Genomic DNA, 15,600 nt, shown 5'->3' on the forward strand with positions numbered 1-15,600 from the left:
GCTTCCCCGTGGGCCGTCCCGGTTTTTGGGGCGGCCCACGTGTGTTATGTGAATTTTCTAACCCGATTCTCAGCTTCCTGTGGCCCCCGGCATACTCACATCAGTCTCCCTATTCACCCCGTGACCAGAGAGCAGGCCATGACCGTACAGGAGGAGAAGGCGCAGCGGGTGGGCCCTCAGCCGGGGACGTGGTATCTGGACCCGCTGCACTCCAATCTGATCTTCGTCGCCCACTATCTGAAGTTCGGCCGCGTCCAGGGCACGCTCAACCGAGCCCGCGGAAGAGTGTGGGTTGCGGAAGACCCCCGCGAATCCAAGGTGGAAGTGACCGTCAACACCGCAAGCCTCAACACGGGGGTCAAAGCCCGCGACACGCACCTGCGCTCCGCCGACTTCCTGGACGTGGAGCGGTACCCCGAGATGCGGTTCGTCAGCACCGGGATCGAAACGCCCACCGACCGCAAAGCCAACGCGTTCATCTTGCACGGGGAGCTGTCGCTGCACGGTGTGACGGCACCGGTCTCCTTGGACTGCCAGTGGGTTGGTGAAGCGCCGCACTATCTGGGCGCCGAGCACGGCTACGGCCACTTCTTCAGCGGAAGCACGGTGCTGCGCTTGTCGGATTTCGGCATCAGCGACGGCGGCGAGCTGCCCTGGGGCGGTCGCCTGATCGGCGACGAAGTGGACATCGTGCTGGAGATCCGGTTGCAGGACAGCGACCCCGGCGACGTGGAATAGTTTCCGGTCAATTTCCGGTCGGTTTCCGACCGTCTTTCCCGATCCCGCGGTCACCATCCCAGGTGGCCGCGGAGAAACACGAGCTGATCAGCGACCACGCGCTCATACGACTCCCCGCCCCGGTAGACCTCCCAGTGGCGCCCCGGATAGCCGCGCAGCTCGATCCGCGGATTACGGGCCGCAACTTTCCGCACGTACTCGAAGGGAATCTCCTGGTCCTGCTCTGCCGCGCACACGAGGACAGGAACCGTGATCCGGTCCACCACCGACCCAGGGGCATAACGGGCAAGGGAGAACACTGCGCGCGGAGCGAACTCGTTGCGCCACAGCGTGTCTTCGCTGTCGTTGACGTTGAGAGCCCGCCGCACAGACGGGTCAGTGAACATCGCAGCCTGCCCCGGCTGTCCCACGACTTTCACCAGCAGCGGTGCCCGACCGCGCCAGGCCCGCCAGGCGTCCCGCACCGCAGCCACCGCCAGCTTGCGGGTGCTCGGATCAGCAAGGGAGCGGAGTTTGTCCCTGGTGGTGCGCCAGTCGCCGAGCCAGGGGATCTGCGCCACGGCTGCGGCAATCCGCTGGTCATCCGCTGCGACGGTAAGCACGTGGCCGCCGCCTAGGGACGACCCCCACAGGGCGATGCGGTCGGGGTCGATGTCGTCGCGGGAGCGGGCGAACCGGATCGCGGCGTGCCAGTCGGCTTGCTGTCCGGCGATGTCGACGAGTTGGCGGGGTTGTCCTCCGCTGGCCCCGAAGTTGCGGTAGTCGAAGGTGAGCACGGTGAGGCCTGCGTCTGCGAACCGCTGCGCGTAGTGGCTGAGGCGGTCCATGGTTCCGGTGAAACCGTGGGCCATCACCACGCACGGCTGCCTGCCGGGGGCGGGTTCCGCCGGGTGGTAGAGGATTCCGGCGCATGCGACGCCGGCAGAGTCGAAGCTCACCTGCTCTCGCCGGGTCTGTCCGGTCACGGCAGCCTCCAGGTTGGGCGGGCCTCGAGTGCCGTGGTTCATGACACGCCAGGGCACTGAGGCGGCACTCGGGTTGTTCTGTGCCTTCCGTACCCGCTTTTCGACGCTGTGAGGCTTACGCTGCGCTCGCGAAGGAGTCAAAGCCTTCTGGCGGAGCGAGCATGGCAGGACCGTTTCGCGCAATGCCCATCCGTCCGGTTGGGGTCTCTACCGTCCTGCCTGCCGGGGTGATCCGGCGGGGAAGGGCTCTTGGTGAGGCACTTCAGCCGCGCCGCCACCTGGAAAGTTCATAGCGGGCAGAAGGCTGTGAGCTGGGTGCAGGCGTGGAGCACCGTGCTGGCCAGCAGAGCCGTGCTCGTGAGGAGCACAAGCGTCCGCAGTCCTAGGCAGGACTGGATACGTGGGCTGGTGCACCGCTGCTTGTTCAGGTGTTCTGCCTGATCGGCGGTGCTCGCCGTCCGAGAGTCGTCCGGATGGATGATGCGGTAGGGGAAGCGCGGTTCCCGGCGAGCGTACATCCACGCTGGCAGCACGGTTTCGGGCGGATCGTTGGGGATCCAGGGACGAGGGGGCGTATTCGAGGCTGGGGGTGACGAATGGTTGTGGTCATGCGGGTTTCCTCGCGAGGCAGGGGGCGACAGCACTGTCGAGTGATGCGGTGGAGGCCGGTGTTTTCCGGCCTGCCGCTCGGCGGTGGAAAGAGGGTGGTGGTTAAGGTCAGCCCGTCGTTCCCTCAGAGACCGGGATCAATCGGATGGCTCCCAAGCCAGGAGAAAGTAGACGCCGTTTTCCCGTGGGGAGAGTGTTCCCCACTGCGTTGCCCACTGGTCGACGAGAAACATGCCTCGGCCATGCTCGGAGAACGGATCCTCTGGCGGGACGACACGGGGCACGGAGCGCGGGCGGCGCGGGGGCAGGGTGCGCACTTCGACGTGGACACCGCGTTCATCCGTGCACACGTGAACGTGGAACTTCTGTCCGGGATCCCCGGAACGGGTGTGGCGGATCGCGTTGGTGCAGAGTTCGGACACGATCAGCTCTACCCGGTGCACGACTTCGTCGGGAGCACTGGTCTGGGGGGCAGAGGCGGAGCATCCCGGTGACGAATCTGCGGGCGGCCGCCACACTGTCCGGAATTCCGGGGAAAGACGTGAGGGAAATCGTCACCGGGCCGCCTCCTGACCGAACGGTTCGAGAAAAGCGATCAGGATTAATGGGACAGAAAAGCAGATATTGCACATTCGCTGCATCCTGCGCAGCGAGGAGGCATTAGCCTGGTCCATGAGTCACCACCTGGTTTGGGAAGGTTGGAGGCTAAGGCCCTGGTTCGGCGGTCGCGACGCCGGCCAGGGCCGTTTATTTGACAGATCCATGCAGCTTCTCGAGGGGGCCTTAGACCGTCGCATCTAACACTCCCTCAACAAATCCAGAACATCCACTGATTCAACAGAACTGGTGTTTTTTGTCTTTCAGTGTTGTTAGATGTTGTGGACATGTGTTGAGGAGTGGAGGAATGGCAGACAGGGTCAACCCCCACTGGCTGAAGTTAGGTTCTCAAATCCGACTTCTCAGGGAGGCGCAAGGACTTTCTCAAGCCCAGCTCAGTCAAGCGCTCAACATCTCACAAGCGATGCTCAGCGCTGTGGAGCGAGGAATCCGGAACTGCAAACCGGATCTCGCAGCACAAATCGACCACGTCCTTAACACAGGCGGGAAGGTCAGAAGGCTGTGGGAGATCAACCACACCAACAGCGCCTTCCCGCACTGGTTCCGGGACATCGTGCAGTTGCAGCGTGCCGCTTCCGAGATCTGGGAGTTCCAGATTGCTTTGATCCCCGGCCTGCTTCAGACCAAGGAGTATGCGCGCACGCGGATCCAGCTCGCCCAGCCCACTGCCAGCGTCGAGGAGATCGACCAGAAAGTCAGAGCTCGTCTGGACCGTCAGTCCATCCTGACCTCAGCTCGTCCCCCGCTGCTGGTGGTCGTCCTCGACGAATCAGCACTGATCCGCCCAATCGGTGGGCGAGCAGTCATGGGACAACAGCTCGACCACCTCCTAGAGATCTCACAACTCCCGAATGTCAGGATCTATGTAGTCCCGATGTCGACCGAGTTCCACCCGGAGCTTATGGCGGGATTCCAGGTGATCACGGTGCCTGATCGAGGCCAAGTCCTCTATCTGGAAACACGGATCTCCGGCATGCTGGTCGACACCACAGACGAACTGCATCACTATGCGCGTCTCTTCGGGGAGCTACGAGGAGCCGCTCTTCCACCCGATGCATCACGGAAACTGATCGAGAAGATCAGAGGAGAGTTCCTATGAACCACCACACTGAATGGCGTAAGTCCAGCTACAGCAGCGACACCGGGGGAAACTGCCTGGAGATTGCTGAGGTTCCCGGATCGGTGCTAGTCCGTGACACCCAGCACCGGGAGCTGGGCCACCTGGACTTCACCCCGGAGGCATGGGCTGCTTTCCTCGCAGACGTCAAAGCAGGACGCCTGTAACAAGGATGACTTCTGGCCCCCGGACTTTGGATTCGGGGGCCACACCGGAGTAATTTCTCCCCCTGCCGTCTTCAGGACTATTGACCTAGCGATATTGTCCAGGAATTCTGCGAGGGGAAAGCAGCTCTTACCGTCCTGCCGCTCGTATGGACACCTGGATCCGTTACACGGACTGGAGCGTTCGAAACAGCAACCTCTCCTAGCTTCCTCGAAAGCACAAGGGCTTTCCCCAGTCTTCACATGCAGCAGCCATGGGACGGCCAGCCGCAGCGACCAGGCCGAGTACCGCAGACGCGTCCTTTCCGGACCCGGTGGGGCGGCCACGAGCATGGTGCGCTCCCTTCTGAATCCAATGAACCGCCCCGGCTGCGGGCAGCCACAGCGGTTCGTTGGATTCAGGCGCACCCACGCCCGGACTCCTTCGCGTCACGCACGTCCGATAGCACTCACGGCCTTTCAGTTCAGTCCTGTTCGGGGCGCAGAGTGCCCACTGCGAGCCCTTCGGTGAGCAGCCACCACAAGCGGTCGCCGACCTCGGTGGTGCGACGCAGGGTGCGGCGGAACTCGTGGAGGCGACGAAACGCGTCCCCGTAGGCGCGCTGCTCAGCGATCGGCAGGCGGGGCACCTCCACTTTGCGGAGCTCGGCGATGCGGGTGACCCCGGGACGGCTGGTAGATGCGGCCGCCGCGCAGGCTCCTGAACCGGTGAGGAATCCCGCAAGGAACCACGGGTCGACCACTTCGGGATTGGGGCGCAGCAGGTAGATGCTGCTGTGCAGCGCAGCCTGCTCGTCGGTGATCACCCGTGCCACGGGCCGCCGGGCGATCCGCGGCAAGACCACGTCCCCGGCTTGGAGCTGGACCGTGTTGTTGTCCGAGCGGACCCTGCCGGACGGTGCGGTGTCGCGTTCGATGTCTTCCGCGGTGAGTGCGGGCAGGGACGGTTCGTCGTCCCCCGAATCCTCTCCGGAACGCCGGTACACGATGTCCAACCCGCCGATGCGGCTCAGTTCGCCCAGGGTGACCATCGCCTGGTAGAGGGTGCCGGTGGCGGGACGCAGCCCAGGCAGGGAAGTGACGAGGTCCTCGGAAAGCCGCATGAGGTCGCTGCGGGTCTCGTCCAGGTTGTCGGTGCCGGCGCTCAGCCGCTGCACGTAGCGCCCGGGGGCGACGTCCACTGCCTCGTCCAGCAGGTCGGCCAAGGGCACGGCCCGGTGGCGGCCCGGGGTCTTCGCCACCGCATCCGGATCGGTGAGGAATTCCCGGTAGGTGGCGGTGATGGCGTGGGCCACGGCCGACCAGGGCTGGGTGGAGCTTTCCGGGGAGTCGTCGACGCGCCCATCGGAGGCGTCGAACAGCAGCACCTTGCCGGGCAGGTCGGTGCTGTCTTCCGGGTTGCGGAGGATCCACAGGGTCAGTGGCGTGCCCATCGGGGTGGCGAGTCCGGTGGGCAGGGCGATGACCGCGCGCAGCGCGCCACGCCGGAGCAGTTCGCGCCGGACCCGCCGGCCGCTGCCGCGGGACGCCACGGCGGGGGGCAGCACAACGATCGCGGTACCGCCGGGCCGCACGTGGGCGAGGGCGTGCTGCACCCAGGCGAGTTCGGGCTCTTTGCGGGCAGGAGTGCCGTACCGCCACCGGGAGTCGAAGCTGAGCTCTTCGAACCCCCAGTCGGTCTGGTTGAACGGGGGGTGGAGGACCACCGTGTCGGCGGCGAGACCGGGGAACGCGTCCGCGCGCAGCGAGTCGCCGACGCGGATGTCGGCGTCTGCTCCGGCGAGTTGCAGGCGGACTCTGGCGAGGCGGGCAGCCGCAGGGTCGATGTCCTGTCCGTAGAGGGTGACACCGGGGGCATGCCGTGCCATCGCGTGCAGCAGGGTTCCGCTGCCGCACGACGGGTCGAACACGGTGCCGGTCTGCAGGGCGGCGAGTTCCGCGATCAGGGCGCCGAGTTTCGGGGTGTCGGCGAAAAGCTGGCGGGAGGCTGAGGACAGGTAGCGCTGGTGGAGGTGTTCGAGGGCGTCCGGTGCGGGGCCGAGGACGCCGACGCGGGTGACTGCTTCGAGGAGGGGGCGGCGCCACACCGCGGGGTCGGGCAGCACCGGCGGATCAGGGTCTGGTCCGAGCTGGGCCAGGAGGTGGGCGCCCAGTGCGTCGTCGGAGAGTTCCGCCAGCTCGAAACCCTGGTCCCGGAGTGCCAGGGCGGCTCCGAGGAAGGCGACGGCGTCAGCCCCGTCCAGGTGCCTCCGGAGGGGGTCGAGCAGGCTCCACACCGCCTCCACCGCGGCTTCAGGGGTTTCTTTCTCGGCAAGCTTGTTCGTCTTGCGCAGCCACTCTTTCACTTCGGCGAGGTCGAAGAGCGGGCTGTTCTCGGTTCCGCCGACAGGAGCGGGAAAGTCCGGGTACCGCCGCCGCCAGTTGCTGACGGCTGCCCTTCCCACTCCGGCCAGGCGAGCGATTCCGACCGAGTTCACGGTGGCAGTCCCGGCTGGGGTGGATGGCATCGCGACTCCTGCGTGGTGAGGGCTTGCTGGGGGAACCCTACCGCGCAGTCAGTACACAAGCCACCACCACCCAAGAAGAATATGTATGTTGACTACGTACACAATCCATGTTTACATGTTTCTCAGTTTCCAGCAGGAATCACTGCGTAAACAACTCGGCGCCGTCTGGCGTCGCGTGCCTGTCCACGTCGACCTGCCACCACTCCCACCAGCGAAGGGACACTGCCATGACCCACCCCGTACCCCCAGTTCCCCAGCCTCAGCCGAAGAAGAGCCGCGGCTGCCTGTGGGCGACGCTGATCGGGCTAGGCCTCGTCGTACTCTTCGGCTTCGTCGGCTGTGTCGCGGTCATCGCCAGCGTGGGAAGCGACTCCTCCAGCTCGGGGCAGAGCGCCTCCTCCGGCGACAAGAAGGACGACAAGGGCGACAGCGCGGAAAGCAGCGACGAAGAGAAGACCGCCGGCATCGGCGACACCGTCGAGGACGGGGCGTTCGCCTTCACGGTGACCGACATCGAGACCGGCGTATCCCGGATCGGCAACGACTTCCTGCACCACGACGCCCAGGGCCAGTTCGTCATCGTGCACGTCACCGTCGAGAACATCGGCGACCAGGCCGAGATGTTCCACGGATCCAGCGTGAAGCTCTACGACGCCGACGGCAAGGAGTACTCCAACGATGGCGAGGCGGAGATCTACCTGGAGGACTCCGAAGCGTTCCTCACCGATATCAACCCCGGCAACAAGGTCGACGCGAAGGTGGTCTTCGACCTTCCTGAAGGCGTGGAGCCCGTCTCGGTGAAACTCCACGGATCCCTCTTCAGCAGCGGGGTCACCGTCTCACTGTCCTGACCCGCTTGTCGGGAGACCGCACACCGGCCCTGCCCCGGTCTGCCGGGGCAGGGCTGTCTGCTGTCGGGCACAGCAGCATGTGCCCGGCGCCGCTCAGAACGCGTCGATCTCGGCCCGGGTAGGCATCGACGTGCTCGCCCCAGGAATCCGCACCGACAAAGCGGCCGCTTTCGCGGCGAACCGCAGCGCCGACTCCGGGTCCTGGCCCTCGGTCCGAGCCACCGCATACGCCCCGCAGAACGTGTCCCCTGCCCCGGTCGTGTCGACGGCCTCCACCTGGACCACCGGGACCCACAGGGGTTCGCGGTCCCGGGCCCCGTAGAGCGCACCCCTGCTGCCCAACGTGATGATCACCTCGGGCACGGTCTCCAAGAGCGCGGCCAGTGCCCGCTCCGGGGTGTCCTCGCCGGTGATCGTCGCCGCCTCGTACTGGTTGGGCAGGAGGACGTCGACGCACTCCAACAGCTCCTGGGGGAGCGGCTGCGCCGGGGCAGGCGTCAGTACCGTGGTCACCCCGAGTGAACGACCCGCCCGAGCCGCCGCAATCACCCCGGACAGCGGCGTCTCCAACTGCAGCAGCAGCGCCTGGGCGCCGTCCAACAGCAGGGTGTCGTTCTCCCGCAGCCCGGTGACCGTGCCGTTAGCACCCGGGATGACGATGATCGAGTTGTTCCCCTCCCGGTCCACGACGATGTGGGCGATTCCGGAAGCGCCCCCGACTGTGCGCAGCCCGGAGACGTCGATGCCGTTGTCGACCAGGGTGGCGCGCAGTTGAGGGCCGAAAACGTCGTCGCCCACCGCGCCCAGGAAGACCACGTCCGCCCCGGCCCGTGCTGCGGCGATCGCCTGGTTGGCGCCCTTGCCGCCAGGAACCTGGCTGAACTGCCGTCCCTGGACGGTCTCCCCCCGGGCGGGCGGGGTGTCCACGTAGGCCACCAGGTCCATGTTGACGCTGCCGAAGACTGCGATCCGCGGTGCCACTCCTTGCTTCACACTCCCACGCTATCCAGGAAAGGCTCAGTCAAGCTGAAAATCAGCGATGACAGGGGCGTGATCGGACGCGCCTTTGCCTTTGCGTTCCTCGCGGTCGATCTTCGCGTCCGTGGCCCGCTCGGCGAGCGCGGGGGAGGCCAGGATGAAGTCGATGCGCATCCCTTTGCGCTTCGGGAACGCCAGTCCTTTGTAGTCCCAGTAGGTGTAGACCCCGGGGCCGGGCGCATGCGGCCGTACCACGTCGGTGAAACCGGCGTCCACTACGGCGTGGAAAGCGTCCCGCTCCGGCTTAGTGACATGGGTGCGGCCTTCGAACTCCGCCATGTCCCACACGTCCTCATCGTAGGGGGCGATGTTCCAGTCCCCGCACAGCGCGATCTGCGCTTTCGGGTCCTCGGAAAGCCACGCCTCCCCGGCTTCGCGGAGCCGGGCCAGCCACTGCAGTTTGTAGGTGTAGTGCGGGTGGTCGATTTCCCGGCCGTTGGGCACGTACAGGCTCCACACCCGCACTCCCCCGCAGACGGCGCTGATCGCGCGGGCCTCCGCCTCCTCCGGTTCCCCCCACCCGGGCTGGCCGGGGAAGCCGATCTGCACGTCGCTGAGCCCCACCCGGGAGGCGATCGCCACACCGTTCCACTGGGACAGCCCGTGGTGGGCTACCTCATAGCCGAGCTCGGTGAAGACCGCGGTGGGGAACTGATCGTCCCGGCATTTCGTTTCCTGGAGAGCGACCACGTCCACGTCGCTCCTGCGCAGCCAGGCAGCGATCCGCTCACTACGCGCCCGAACGCTGTTCACATTCCACGTCGCCAATCGCACACCGCAAGGCTAGCGCTCATGCTCTGCGCCCCCGAACCCGCTCAGTCAGGGAGGAAAGCCCGCATCTCCAGTTCTCAGCGTTTTCCCAGCCTGTACCCGCCTATATCCCAGGAAGAGGAGGTTGGATGGTCGATGTCCCATGGACTCTCCACCATGACCGGCGCGCGGCGGGTCCCGCCTCCGGGGACGGGGGCGGGACCGCGTCGGACGCGGGGCCGCGCCGGCCGCTGGGCGAGCGCAGCCCGGAAAGTTCCCCGGTTCAGCCTTGAGACCGGCATGAATACCATGGCAGGAGCCCCGAAGTCTCCCGCTAGGTGGATCGATGACGGAATCAGAGACCACGGCGCGACCCCATGTCCTCGTAATCGACGACGAACCGAACATCCGGGACTTGGTCCAGGCGGCCCTCCGTTTCCACGGTTTCGAGGTCAGCACCGCCGGTTCCGGGGAGGAAGGACTCGCCCTTGCGCGTTCAGAACGGCCGGACCTGATTCTGCTGGACGTCCTACTGCCGGACATCAGCGGCTTCGACGTGTGCCGCCGACTGCGGGACGAGGACGACGACGTCCCGGTGATCTACCTGACTGCTCGGGACACCCCTTCGGACACGGTGACCGGGCTTTCCCTGGGCGGCGACGACTACGTCACCAAGCCGTTCTCCGTCGAGGCCCTCATCGCCCGCGTGCGCGCCCTGCTGCGCCGGGTCAAACGCGACCCCAACTCCGCGCAGTCGTCCGACGGCGTCCTGCGGGTCGCCGACTTGGAGCTGGACGAGAAGACGTGGACGGTGCGCCGCGGCGGGGTGCCGATCGACCTGTCGCCCACCGAGTTCCGGCTGCTGGCCTACATGATGCACAACGCCGGACGGGTGCTGACCCGGGCCCAGCTGCTGGAAAACGTGTGGGGATGGGACTACGCGGGCCAATCCCAGATCGTGGAGACCTACGTCAGCTACCTGCGGCGCAAACTGGATCCCTTCGGCCCCAACCTGATCCACACCCAGCGCGGTGTGGGCTACGCGCTCCGCGTTAAAGAAGACGACAAATGATCATCGGCGGGCTGTTCGCGCCTCCGGGAACACTGCGGTCCAGGCTGCTCGCTGGCCTTCTCATCGTCACCGGGGTGGGGCTGCTGGTCAGTTCGCTGGTCAGCGTGCTGACCCTGCGGTCGTTCATCACCGAGCGGCTCGAAGCCCAACTGCTCTTCACCACGGAGCGGGCCATGATCCGGTTGGACAACGACACTCCACCGGTGGGGGTCGACGCCCCCAGTCCGTCCCCCTACTTCGTGGTGCTGCTCAACCCGGAGACCGGGGAGGTCAACCAGATCTACGGTGACACGCTCCGCGAAGACGTGGTGTTGAACCGGCTCGCCCACCTCTCCTTGACGGAGCTGCGCTCTTACGCCTCGTCGCAGGAGATCGTCGAACTGGACACCCCCGATGAAAGAGTTCCCCCGCACTTGATCACGGTGCGGATGCGCCCCAACGCGATCATGGTCAGCGGGGTGCCTACCGACGAGCGGGAAGACTATCCGCGCCAGTTGGTCACCGTGCAGCTGATCACCGCGGTGCTGCTGCTGGGCGGGCTGCTGCTGATCGGCGGCCGGCTGATTGTGCGGGCGCTGGCTCCGCTGGACCGGATGGCGACCACCGCTGGACAGATCAGCACCGGGTCCGACCTGGGCGATCGAATGCCCGACGCCGACCCGTACAGCGAGGTGGGGCGGCTCGGGATGGCGATCAACACCATGCTGGCCCGTTTGGAGAACGCGTTCCGCGCCAAGGCGGAGTCTGAGCGGCGGGTCCGTGATTTCGCTGCCGATGCGTCCCACGAGCTCCGCACCCCGCTCACCACCATCCTCGGCTACGCCGAGCTGTACCGGCAGGGGGCGATCCCCGACGCGGAGCTCCCCGAGGCGATGCGGCGGGTCGAAGCGGAAGCGACCCGCATGTCCAAGCTCGTGGGGGAGCTTTTGGAGCTGGCCCGGCTGGACCGCACCGGATCGCTGGAACTCGCCACCCGCGACGTGGCTGAGATCGTCCGGGACATGACCGGGGACGCGGCGTCGCTGGAACCGGAGCGGGAGTTCACCCTGGACGTTCCCGACCGGCTCTTCTGGCGGATCGACGAGACCCGCTTCCGGCAAATCCTCGCGAACCTCCTGTCTAACGTGCGCGAACACACTCCGCCGGACACCCCGGTGACGGTGCGGCTGCACTCGGACGGCGATGAGGTCGTGCTCTCGGTGACCGACGCGGGCCCGGGGATGTCCCCCGAGGACGCGTCCCGGGTGTTTGACCGCTTCTACCGGGCTGCTCGGGATCCCGGCGGGGGCAGTGGCCTGGGGCTGCCCATCGTGAAGGCGATCGCGGACGCCCACGGCGGCAGCGTCACCCTCGACACTCGGCCCGGCGAAGGGACAACGGTTACGGTGTGTATTCCTTCGGGGGATCACTCCACAGACTGACGCGTATCACCACCTACCACGCCCGGGTCGTTGAAAGTGCCGGTCAACCTTGAGATTTCGCTGATGTAAGCCGCGATCCTATGCCAGGATTGCCCATGGCGGCGAGCGCCGGAGAGGCGGTTTCACTCCCCATCTCCGTTACTTAGGGTAATAATCCCGACCTCTTCTCCGGAAAGCCGCGCATTGACCCCCGCTCCAGGTCCCCGGCGGGATCTGGACTCGTCCGCAACGGACACCCCCTCTGTGTGGGTATGGGTGGGCAATCCCCCATTCCACTACATAGAGAAACTGTTTAGTTGCATAAAGTTATAATCTGTGTTGTTGGGTGGTTTTCACCGTCACACTTGGGAGGAGACTCTTCTTCATGCGCCTAGCCTTCTGCCGCCGGCCGGGCTGCCGACCCCGACACGCGCGTCCGCCGTGGATCGTGCGCGCCACCCGGGCGCGTTGGCTGGTGGCCTCCTTCGCCGTGCTCTCCCTCGGCGGTGCAGCCGGCCTCCTGTCGCCCCACGCTGAGGATTCGATCGCGCAGTCCACACCCGACGCTGAGATCCAGCCCGCCGCTGTCGCCTCGTACTTTGCACCCCAGCACACCACACCCCCCGTGCCGGTGGTGCGCACCACTCCCCCGCAGACCCTGACGCGTGCCGCAGACCTGCAGCCCGTGACGCTGCCCCGCCCGTCGGAACCCACTCCCACACCCCCCGCGGAGACCGACGACCGCAGCAACGACCGACGGGAGATCGCTGAACTGTCCGGCCCCGACCACTGGTCCCCCCGCTCTGAAGCGCCGCACCGCTACTCCCCCTCGTCCAGTCCGGAAGCCACGTGCAGCGACTCCGTCTTCATGCTGTGGGAGGGCTGCGGTGAGGAAGATTTCTAACAGCGTCACCCCCCCGCCGCTAAGTTGTACACATGTACGAATCAGCGGCGCTTCCCTCGCCTCGGCGCGACGCGACTCTGTCCCTTACCCAAGCACGCCACGTAGCACTGGCTGCGCAAGGATTCGCCGACCCGCGCCCTTCCGGCACGGTCACCGCGCACTACCTGCGTCAGGTGGTCGACCGGATCGGCGTCATCCAGATCGACAGCGTGAACGTGCTGTGCCGCAGCCACTACCTGCCGGTGTACGCGCGTCTCGGCCCCTACGATCGGGCGCTCCTCGACCGGGCGGCGACCACGCCCGGCCACTTCCTTGTGGAGTACTGGGCGCACGAGGCCAGTCTCATCCCCCTGCACACGCACCGGCTGCTGCGGTGGCGAATGGCGGACATCACCGGGGCATGGCGTATCGTGCAGCGCGCCGGGGAAGAACACCCGGAACTGGTCCGGGCGGTCCTCGACGAGGTCGCCCGGACCGGTCCGGTCACCGCCCGCCAAGTCGCGGACGCGCTCCGGCACGACCTCCCGCACAGCGCAAAGCGGTGGGGGTGGAACTGGTCGGTCGTGAAATCCGCGCTGGAATACCTGTTCTGGCGGGGCGAGATCACCGCGAACGGGCGCAACCAGCACTTCGAACGCCGCTACGACCTGACCAGCCGGGTGCTCCCCGCAGAAGTGCACACCGCGCCCGACCCCGACCCGGACGATGCCCGGCGCCAACTCGTGGCGATCGCCGCCCGCGCCCACGGGGTAGCCACCGAGCGGTGCCTGCGCGACTACTTCCGGCTCAGCGCCGCCCACGGCCGGGCAGCCGTCCGTGACCTGGTGGACTCCGGGGAGCTCATCCCGGTCCGGGTCGAAGGGTGGCGGCAACCCGCCTACCTGCACCGCGACGCGCGTTTCCCGAATTCGGTGGCGGCGCGGGCGCTTCTCAGCCCGTTCGACTCCCTCGTCTGGGAGCGGGCACGCATCAAAGCGCTCTTCGACTTCCACTACCGCTTGGAGATCTACGTGCCCGCCGCCAAACGGGTGCACGGCTACTATGTCCTGCCGTTCCTGCTGGGAGACCGCCTCGTCGCCCGGGTGGACCTGAAAGCCGACCGGGCCTCCGGCAGGCTGCTGGTGCGGCGTACCACGCTGGAAGACCACGCGCCCGCGGACACCATGGCGGAGCTCTCCGCGGAACTGGATCAGATGGCGGAATGGCTCGGTTTGCCGGAGGGCGTCGTCCACAGCGCGGACTGACCAGCCGGGCAGCCCACACGAGGGCCGCCCGGCTGGCAGGTCACACCCGTTCGATGATGGTGACGTTGGCCTGTCCCCCGCCCTCGCACATGGTCTGCAGCCCGTAGCGGCCGCCCGTGCGGCGCAGTTCGTGGACGAGCTTGGTCATGAGCACGGCGCCGGTGGCCCCCAGCGGGTGGCCCAGGGCGATCGCACCGCCGTTGGGGTTGACCTTCGCCGGGTCGGCGCCGATTTCGTCGATCCACGCCATGGGGACCGGGGCGAACGCCTCGTTGATCTCGACCACGTCGATGTCGTCGATGTCCAGCCCGGCCTTGCGCAGCGCGATCCGAGTGGCGGGGATCGGCGCGGTGAGCATGTACACCGGGTCGTCCCCGGCCAAAGCCAGTTGCACGATCCGCGCCAAGGGGGTGAGCCCGTGCTCGGCCACGGCCCGCTCCGACGCGATGAGCAGGGCGCTCGCCCCCACCGAAATCTGGCTGGAGACGGCCGCGGTCAACGCCCAGCCTTCGCGGAGCGGTGCGAGCTCGGCCATCTTCTCCAGCGACGTGTCGGGGCGCACCCCCTCGTCGTGGGTGACCCCGGCCAGCGGGGCAGTCTCCGCGTCGAAGTAGCCCGCTTCGATCGCCGCGGCAGCCCGACGGTGGCTTTCCAGCGCGTACTTCTCCAAGTCCTCGCGGGTGTACCCCCACTTTTCACACATCAGTTGGGCCCCGCGGAACTGGGAGATCTCCTGGGTGCCGTACCGTTCGACCCAGCCCTGCCCGTAGACGGACAACCCGTTGTCCACGGCGAACTGCACGTTGGCGCCCATGGGGACCATGCCCATGTTCTCCACACCCGCCGCGATCACCAGGTCTTGGGTGCCGGACATGACCCCTTGCGCCGCAAAGTGCACGGCCTGCTGGGAGGAACCGCACTGGCGGTCGATGGTGACCCCCGGCGTACTCTCCGGGAGTCCGGCAGAAAGCCATGCGGTGCGGGCCAGGTCGAGTGCCTGCGGCCCCACCTGGGTGACGCAGCCCATGATCACGTCCTCGACCGCGGCCGGGTCGATCCCGGTCCGGTTCACCAGTTCTTTGAGCACGTGGGCGCCCAGGTCGGCCGGGTGCACCGCAGCGAGCGCCCCCTTCCTGGTCCCGATCGGGGTGCGCACCGCTCCGACGATGTATGCCTCGGCCACGGTTCCTCCTTCGGTCGCGTGAGCAAACCTCCATACCGAACGATATTCGGTTGAGGGGCGGGGGCAACCCGTTGCACCCGCTCCTTTTCACGCCGTTGCCCGCCTTCGCCGCGTGGGTAGGAATCCGTGATGGACTTATCCCTGTCGCCGACACCCGGCAGTGCTCCGGTCGTGTCCTCCCCGCCTCCCGGGAGTCCCACGGCCGCGAGCCTGCCCGGCGTCCCTCCTCCCACCGACGGAAACTCAGCGGAAAGGTCTGCTCATGAGCGGCGCATACGACGGCGCGATCCTCCTCGGCCTGCTGGTCCTCTTCGTCGTCCTCGGAGTCCGCTGGCTCCGCAAACGGGTCCACGTGCCGTGGAGCACCAAAGGGATCGCGGTGGTCTTCATCTTTGCTGTGCTGCTGCTGTGGGCGTATCAGACCACGACGTGACCGCGCT

The 15,600-nt window shown here is 66.7% G+C and carries 15 protein-coding genes; 9 read left to right on the plus strand and 6 right to left on the minus strand.

Annotation, left to right across the window (positions count from 1 at the left end; genetic code table 11):
• Window positions 1–138 precede the first annotated feature (138 nt).
• Window positions 139–738: a YceI family protein gene (locus CW348_RS08260; RefSeq protein ID WP_016188092.1), complete on the plus strand. Its 600-nt coding sequence runs from the start codon at window positions 139–141 to the stop codon at window positions 736–738.
• Between the two features lie 50 nt (window positions 739–788).
• On the opposite strand, the gene CW348_RS08265 is transcribed toward CW348_RS08260, so the two are convergent.
• Both CW348_RS08265 and CW348_RS08270 read right to left on the minus strand, forming a co-directional pair.
• Window positions 789–1,745 carry an alpha/beta hydrolase gene (locus tag CW348_RS08265; protein ID WP_051122452.1) on the minus strand — a complete coding sequence of 319 codons (957 nt, stop codon included), beginning with the start codon at window positions 1,743–1,745 and terminating at the stop codon, window positions 789–791.
• A 704-nt stretch (window positions 1,746–2,449) separates the two neighbouring features.
• Complete coding sequence (locus CW348_RS08270) at window positions 2,450–2,830, minus strand: ATP-binding protein (RefSeq protein WP_353801406.1); 381 nt, start codon at window positions 2,828–2,830, stop codon at window positions 2,450–2,452.
• A gap of 386 nt (window positions 2,831–3,216) precedes the next feature.
• Between CW348_RS08270 and CW348_RS08275 the strand changes: the two genes are divergently transcribed.
• Window positions 3,217–4,029, plus strand: a complete 813-nt coding sequence (locus tag CW348_RS08275; protein ID WP_258076869.1) for a helix-turn-helix transcriptional regulator — start codon at window positions 3,217–3,219, stop codon at window positions 4,027–4,029.
• Window positions 4,026–4,214 (plus strand): DUF397 domain-containing protein, encoded by a 189-nt coding sequence (locus CW348_RS08280; protein ID WP_011290709.1) that lies wholly within the window; start codon window positions 4,026–4,028, stop codon window positions 4,212–4,214. Before CW348_RS08275 ends, CW348_RS08280 begins: the two co-directional genes overlap by 4 nt.
• A 461-nt stretch (window positions 4,215–4,675) precedes the next feature.
• Here CW348_RS08280 and CW348_RS08285 read toward each other — a convergent pair whose 3' ends face one another.
• The gene (locus CW348_RS08285; RefSeq protein ID WP_104612787.1) at window positions 4,676–6,718 is read right to left on the minus strand and encodes an N-6 DNA methylase; all 2,043 of its coding nucleotides are present in this window, start codon (window positions 6,716–6,718) and stop codon (window positions 4,676–4,678) included.
• A gap of 227 nt (window positions 6,719–6,945) precedes the next feature.
• On the opposite strand from CW348_RS08285, the gene CW348_RS08290 reads away from it, so the two are divergent.
• Complete coding sequence (locus tag CW348_RS08290) at window positions 6,946–7,569, plus strand: DUF4352 domain-containing protein (RefSeq protein WP_011290707.1); 624 nt, start codon at window positions 6,946–6,948, stop codon at window positions 7,567–7,569.
• Between the two features lie 93 nt (window positions 7,570–7,662).
• Here the strand turns inward: CW348_RS08290 and CW348_RS08295 are convergent, their stop codons facing one another.
• Complete coding sequence (locus CW348_RS08295; RefSeq protein ID WP_011290706.1) at window positions 7,663–8,550, minus strand: ribokinase; 888 nt, start codon at window positions 8,548–8,550, stop codon at window positions 7,663–7,665.
• 36 nt (window positions 8,551–8,586) lie between these two features.
• Window positions 8,587–9,381 (minus strand): exodeoxyribonuclease III, encoded by a 795-nt coding sequence (locus CW348_RS08300; protein WP_011290705.1) that lies wholly within the window; start codon window positions 9,379–9,381, stop codon window positions 8,587–8,589.
• 322 nt (window positions 9,382–9,703) lie between these two features.
• Between CW348_RS08300 and CW348_RS08305 the strand changes: the two genes are divergently transcribed.
• The 4 genes from CW348_RS08305 (at window position 9,704) to CW348_RS08320 (ending at window position 13,977) form a co-directional block, all read left to right on the plus strand.
• Window positions 9,704–10,429 (plus strand): response regulator transcription factor, encoded by a 726-nt coding sequence (locus tag CW348_RS08305; RefSeq protein ID WP_011290704.1) that lies wholly within the window; start codon window positions 9,704–9,706, stop codon window positions 10,427–10,429.
• A complete protein-coding gene (locus CW348_RS08310; RefSeq protein ID WP_011290703.1) occupies window positions 10,426–11,850 on the plus strand; it encodes a cell wall metabolism sensor histidine kinase WalK in 1,425 nt (474 codons plus the stop codon). The genes CW348_RS08305 and CW348_RS08310 overlap by 4 nt, the downstream gene beginning before the upstream one ends.
• A gap of 364 nt (window positions 11,851–12,214) precedes the next feature.
• Window positions 12,215–12,733: a hypothetical protein gene (locus tag CW348_RS08315; protein ID WP_011290702.1), complete on the plus strand. Its 519-nt coding sequence runs from the start codon at window positions 12,215–12,217 to the stop codon at window positions 12,731–12,733.
• Between the two features lie 32 nt (window positions 12,734–12,765).
• On the plus strand, window positions 12,766–13,977 hold the full coding sequence (locus tag CW348_RS08320) for a winged helix-turn-helix domain-containing protein (RefSeq protein WP_104612786.1): 1,212 nt from the start codon (window positions 12,766–12,768) through the stop codon (window positions 13,975–13,977).
• 40 nt (window positions 13,978–14,017) lie between these two features.
• Here the strand turns inward: CW348_RS08320 and CW348_RS08325 are convergent, their stop codons facing one another.
• The gene (locus CW348_RS08325; RefSeq protein WP_011290700.1) at window positions 14,018–15,160 is read right to left on the minus strand and encodes an acetyl-CoA C-acetyltransferase; all 1,143 of its coding nucleotides are present in this window, start codon (window positions 15,158–15,160) and stop codon (window positions 14,018–14,020) included.
• A gap of 262 nt (window positions 15,161–15,422) precedes the next feature.
• Between CW348_RS08325 and CW348_RS08330 the strand changes: the two genes are divergently transcribed.
• Window positions 15,423–15,593, plus strand: coding sequence for a hypothetical protein (locus CW348_RS08330; RefSeq protein WP_011290699.1), 171 nt, complete (start codon window positions 15,423–15,425; stop codon window positions 15,591–15,593).
• The last annotated feature ends 7 nt before the right edge of the window (window positions 15,594–15,600 follow it).

This window comes from Thermobifida sp. (assembly GCF_017577275.1).
In the GTDB taxonomy this organism is placed as follows: Bacteria; Actinomycetota; Actinomycetes; order Streptosporangiales; family Streptosporangiaceae; genus Thermobifida; species Thermobifida fusca.

Excerpts from the sequence above, each read along its gene's own strand:
- CW348_RS08310 (WP_011290703.1), top strand. The coding sequence starts at position 10,426 with ATGATCATCGGCGGGCTGTTCGCGCCTCCGGGAACACTGCGGTCCAGG.
- CW348_RS08275 (WP_258076869.1), top strand. The coding sequence starts at position 3,217 with ATGGCAGACAGGGTCAACCCCCACTGGCTGAAGTTAGGTTCTCAAATC.
- CW348_RS08280 (WP_011290709.1), top strand. The coding sequence starts at position 4,026 with ATGAACCACCACACTGAATGGCGTAAGTCCAGCTACAGCAGCGACACC.
- CW348_RS08330 (WP_011290699.1), top strand. The coding sequence starts at position 15,423 with ATGAGCGGCGCATACGACGGCGCGATCCTCCTCGGCCTGCTGGTCCTC.
- CW348_RS08265 (WP_051122452.1), bottom strand. The coding sequence starts at position 1,745 with ATGAACCACGGCACTCGAGGCCCGCCCAACCTGGAGGCTGCCGTGACC.
- CW348_RS08260 (WP_016188092.1), top strand. The coding sequence starts at position 139 with ATGACCGTACAGGAGGAGAAGGCGCAGCGGGTGGGCCCTCAGCCGGGG.
- CW348_RS08315 (WP_011290702.1), top strand. The coding sequence starts at position 12,215 with ATGCGCCTAGCCTTCTGCCGCCGGCCGGGCTGCCGACCCCGACACGCG.
- CW348_RS08290 (WP_011290707.1), top strand. The coding sequence starts at position 6,946 with ATGACCCACCCCGTACCCCCAGTTCCCCAGCCTCAGCCGAAGAAGAGC.
- CW348_RS08305 (WP_011290704.1), top strand. The coding sequence starts at position 9,704 with ATGACGGAATCAGAGACCACGGCGCGACCCCATGTCCTCGTAATCGAC.
- CW348_RS08320 (WP_104612786.1), top strand. The coding sequence starts at position 12,766 with ATGTACGAATCAGCGGCGCTTCCCTCGCCTCGGCGCGACGCGACTCTG.
- CW348_RS08285 (WP_104612787.1), bottom strand. The coding sequence starts at position 6,718 with ATGCCATCCACCCCAGCCGGGACTGCCACCGTGAACTCGGTCGGAATC.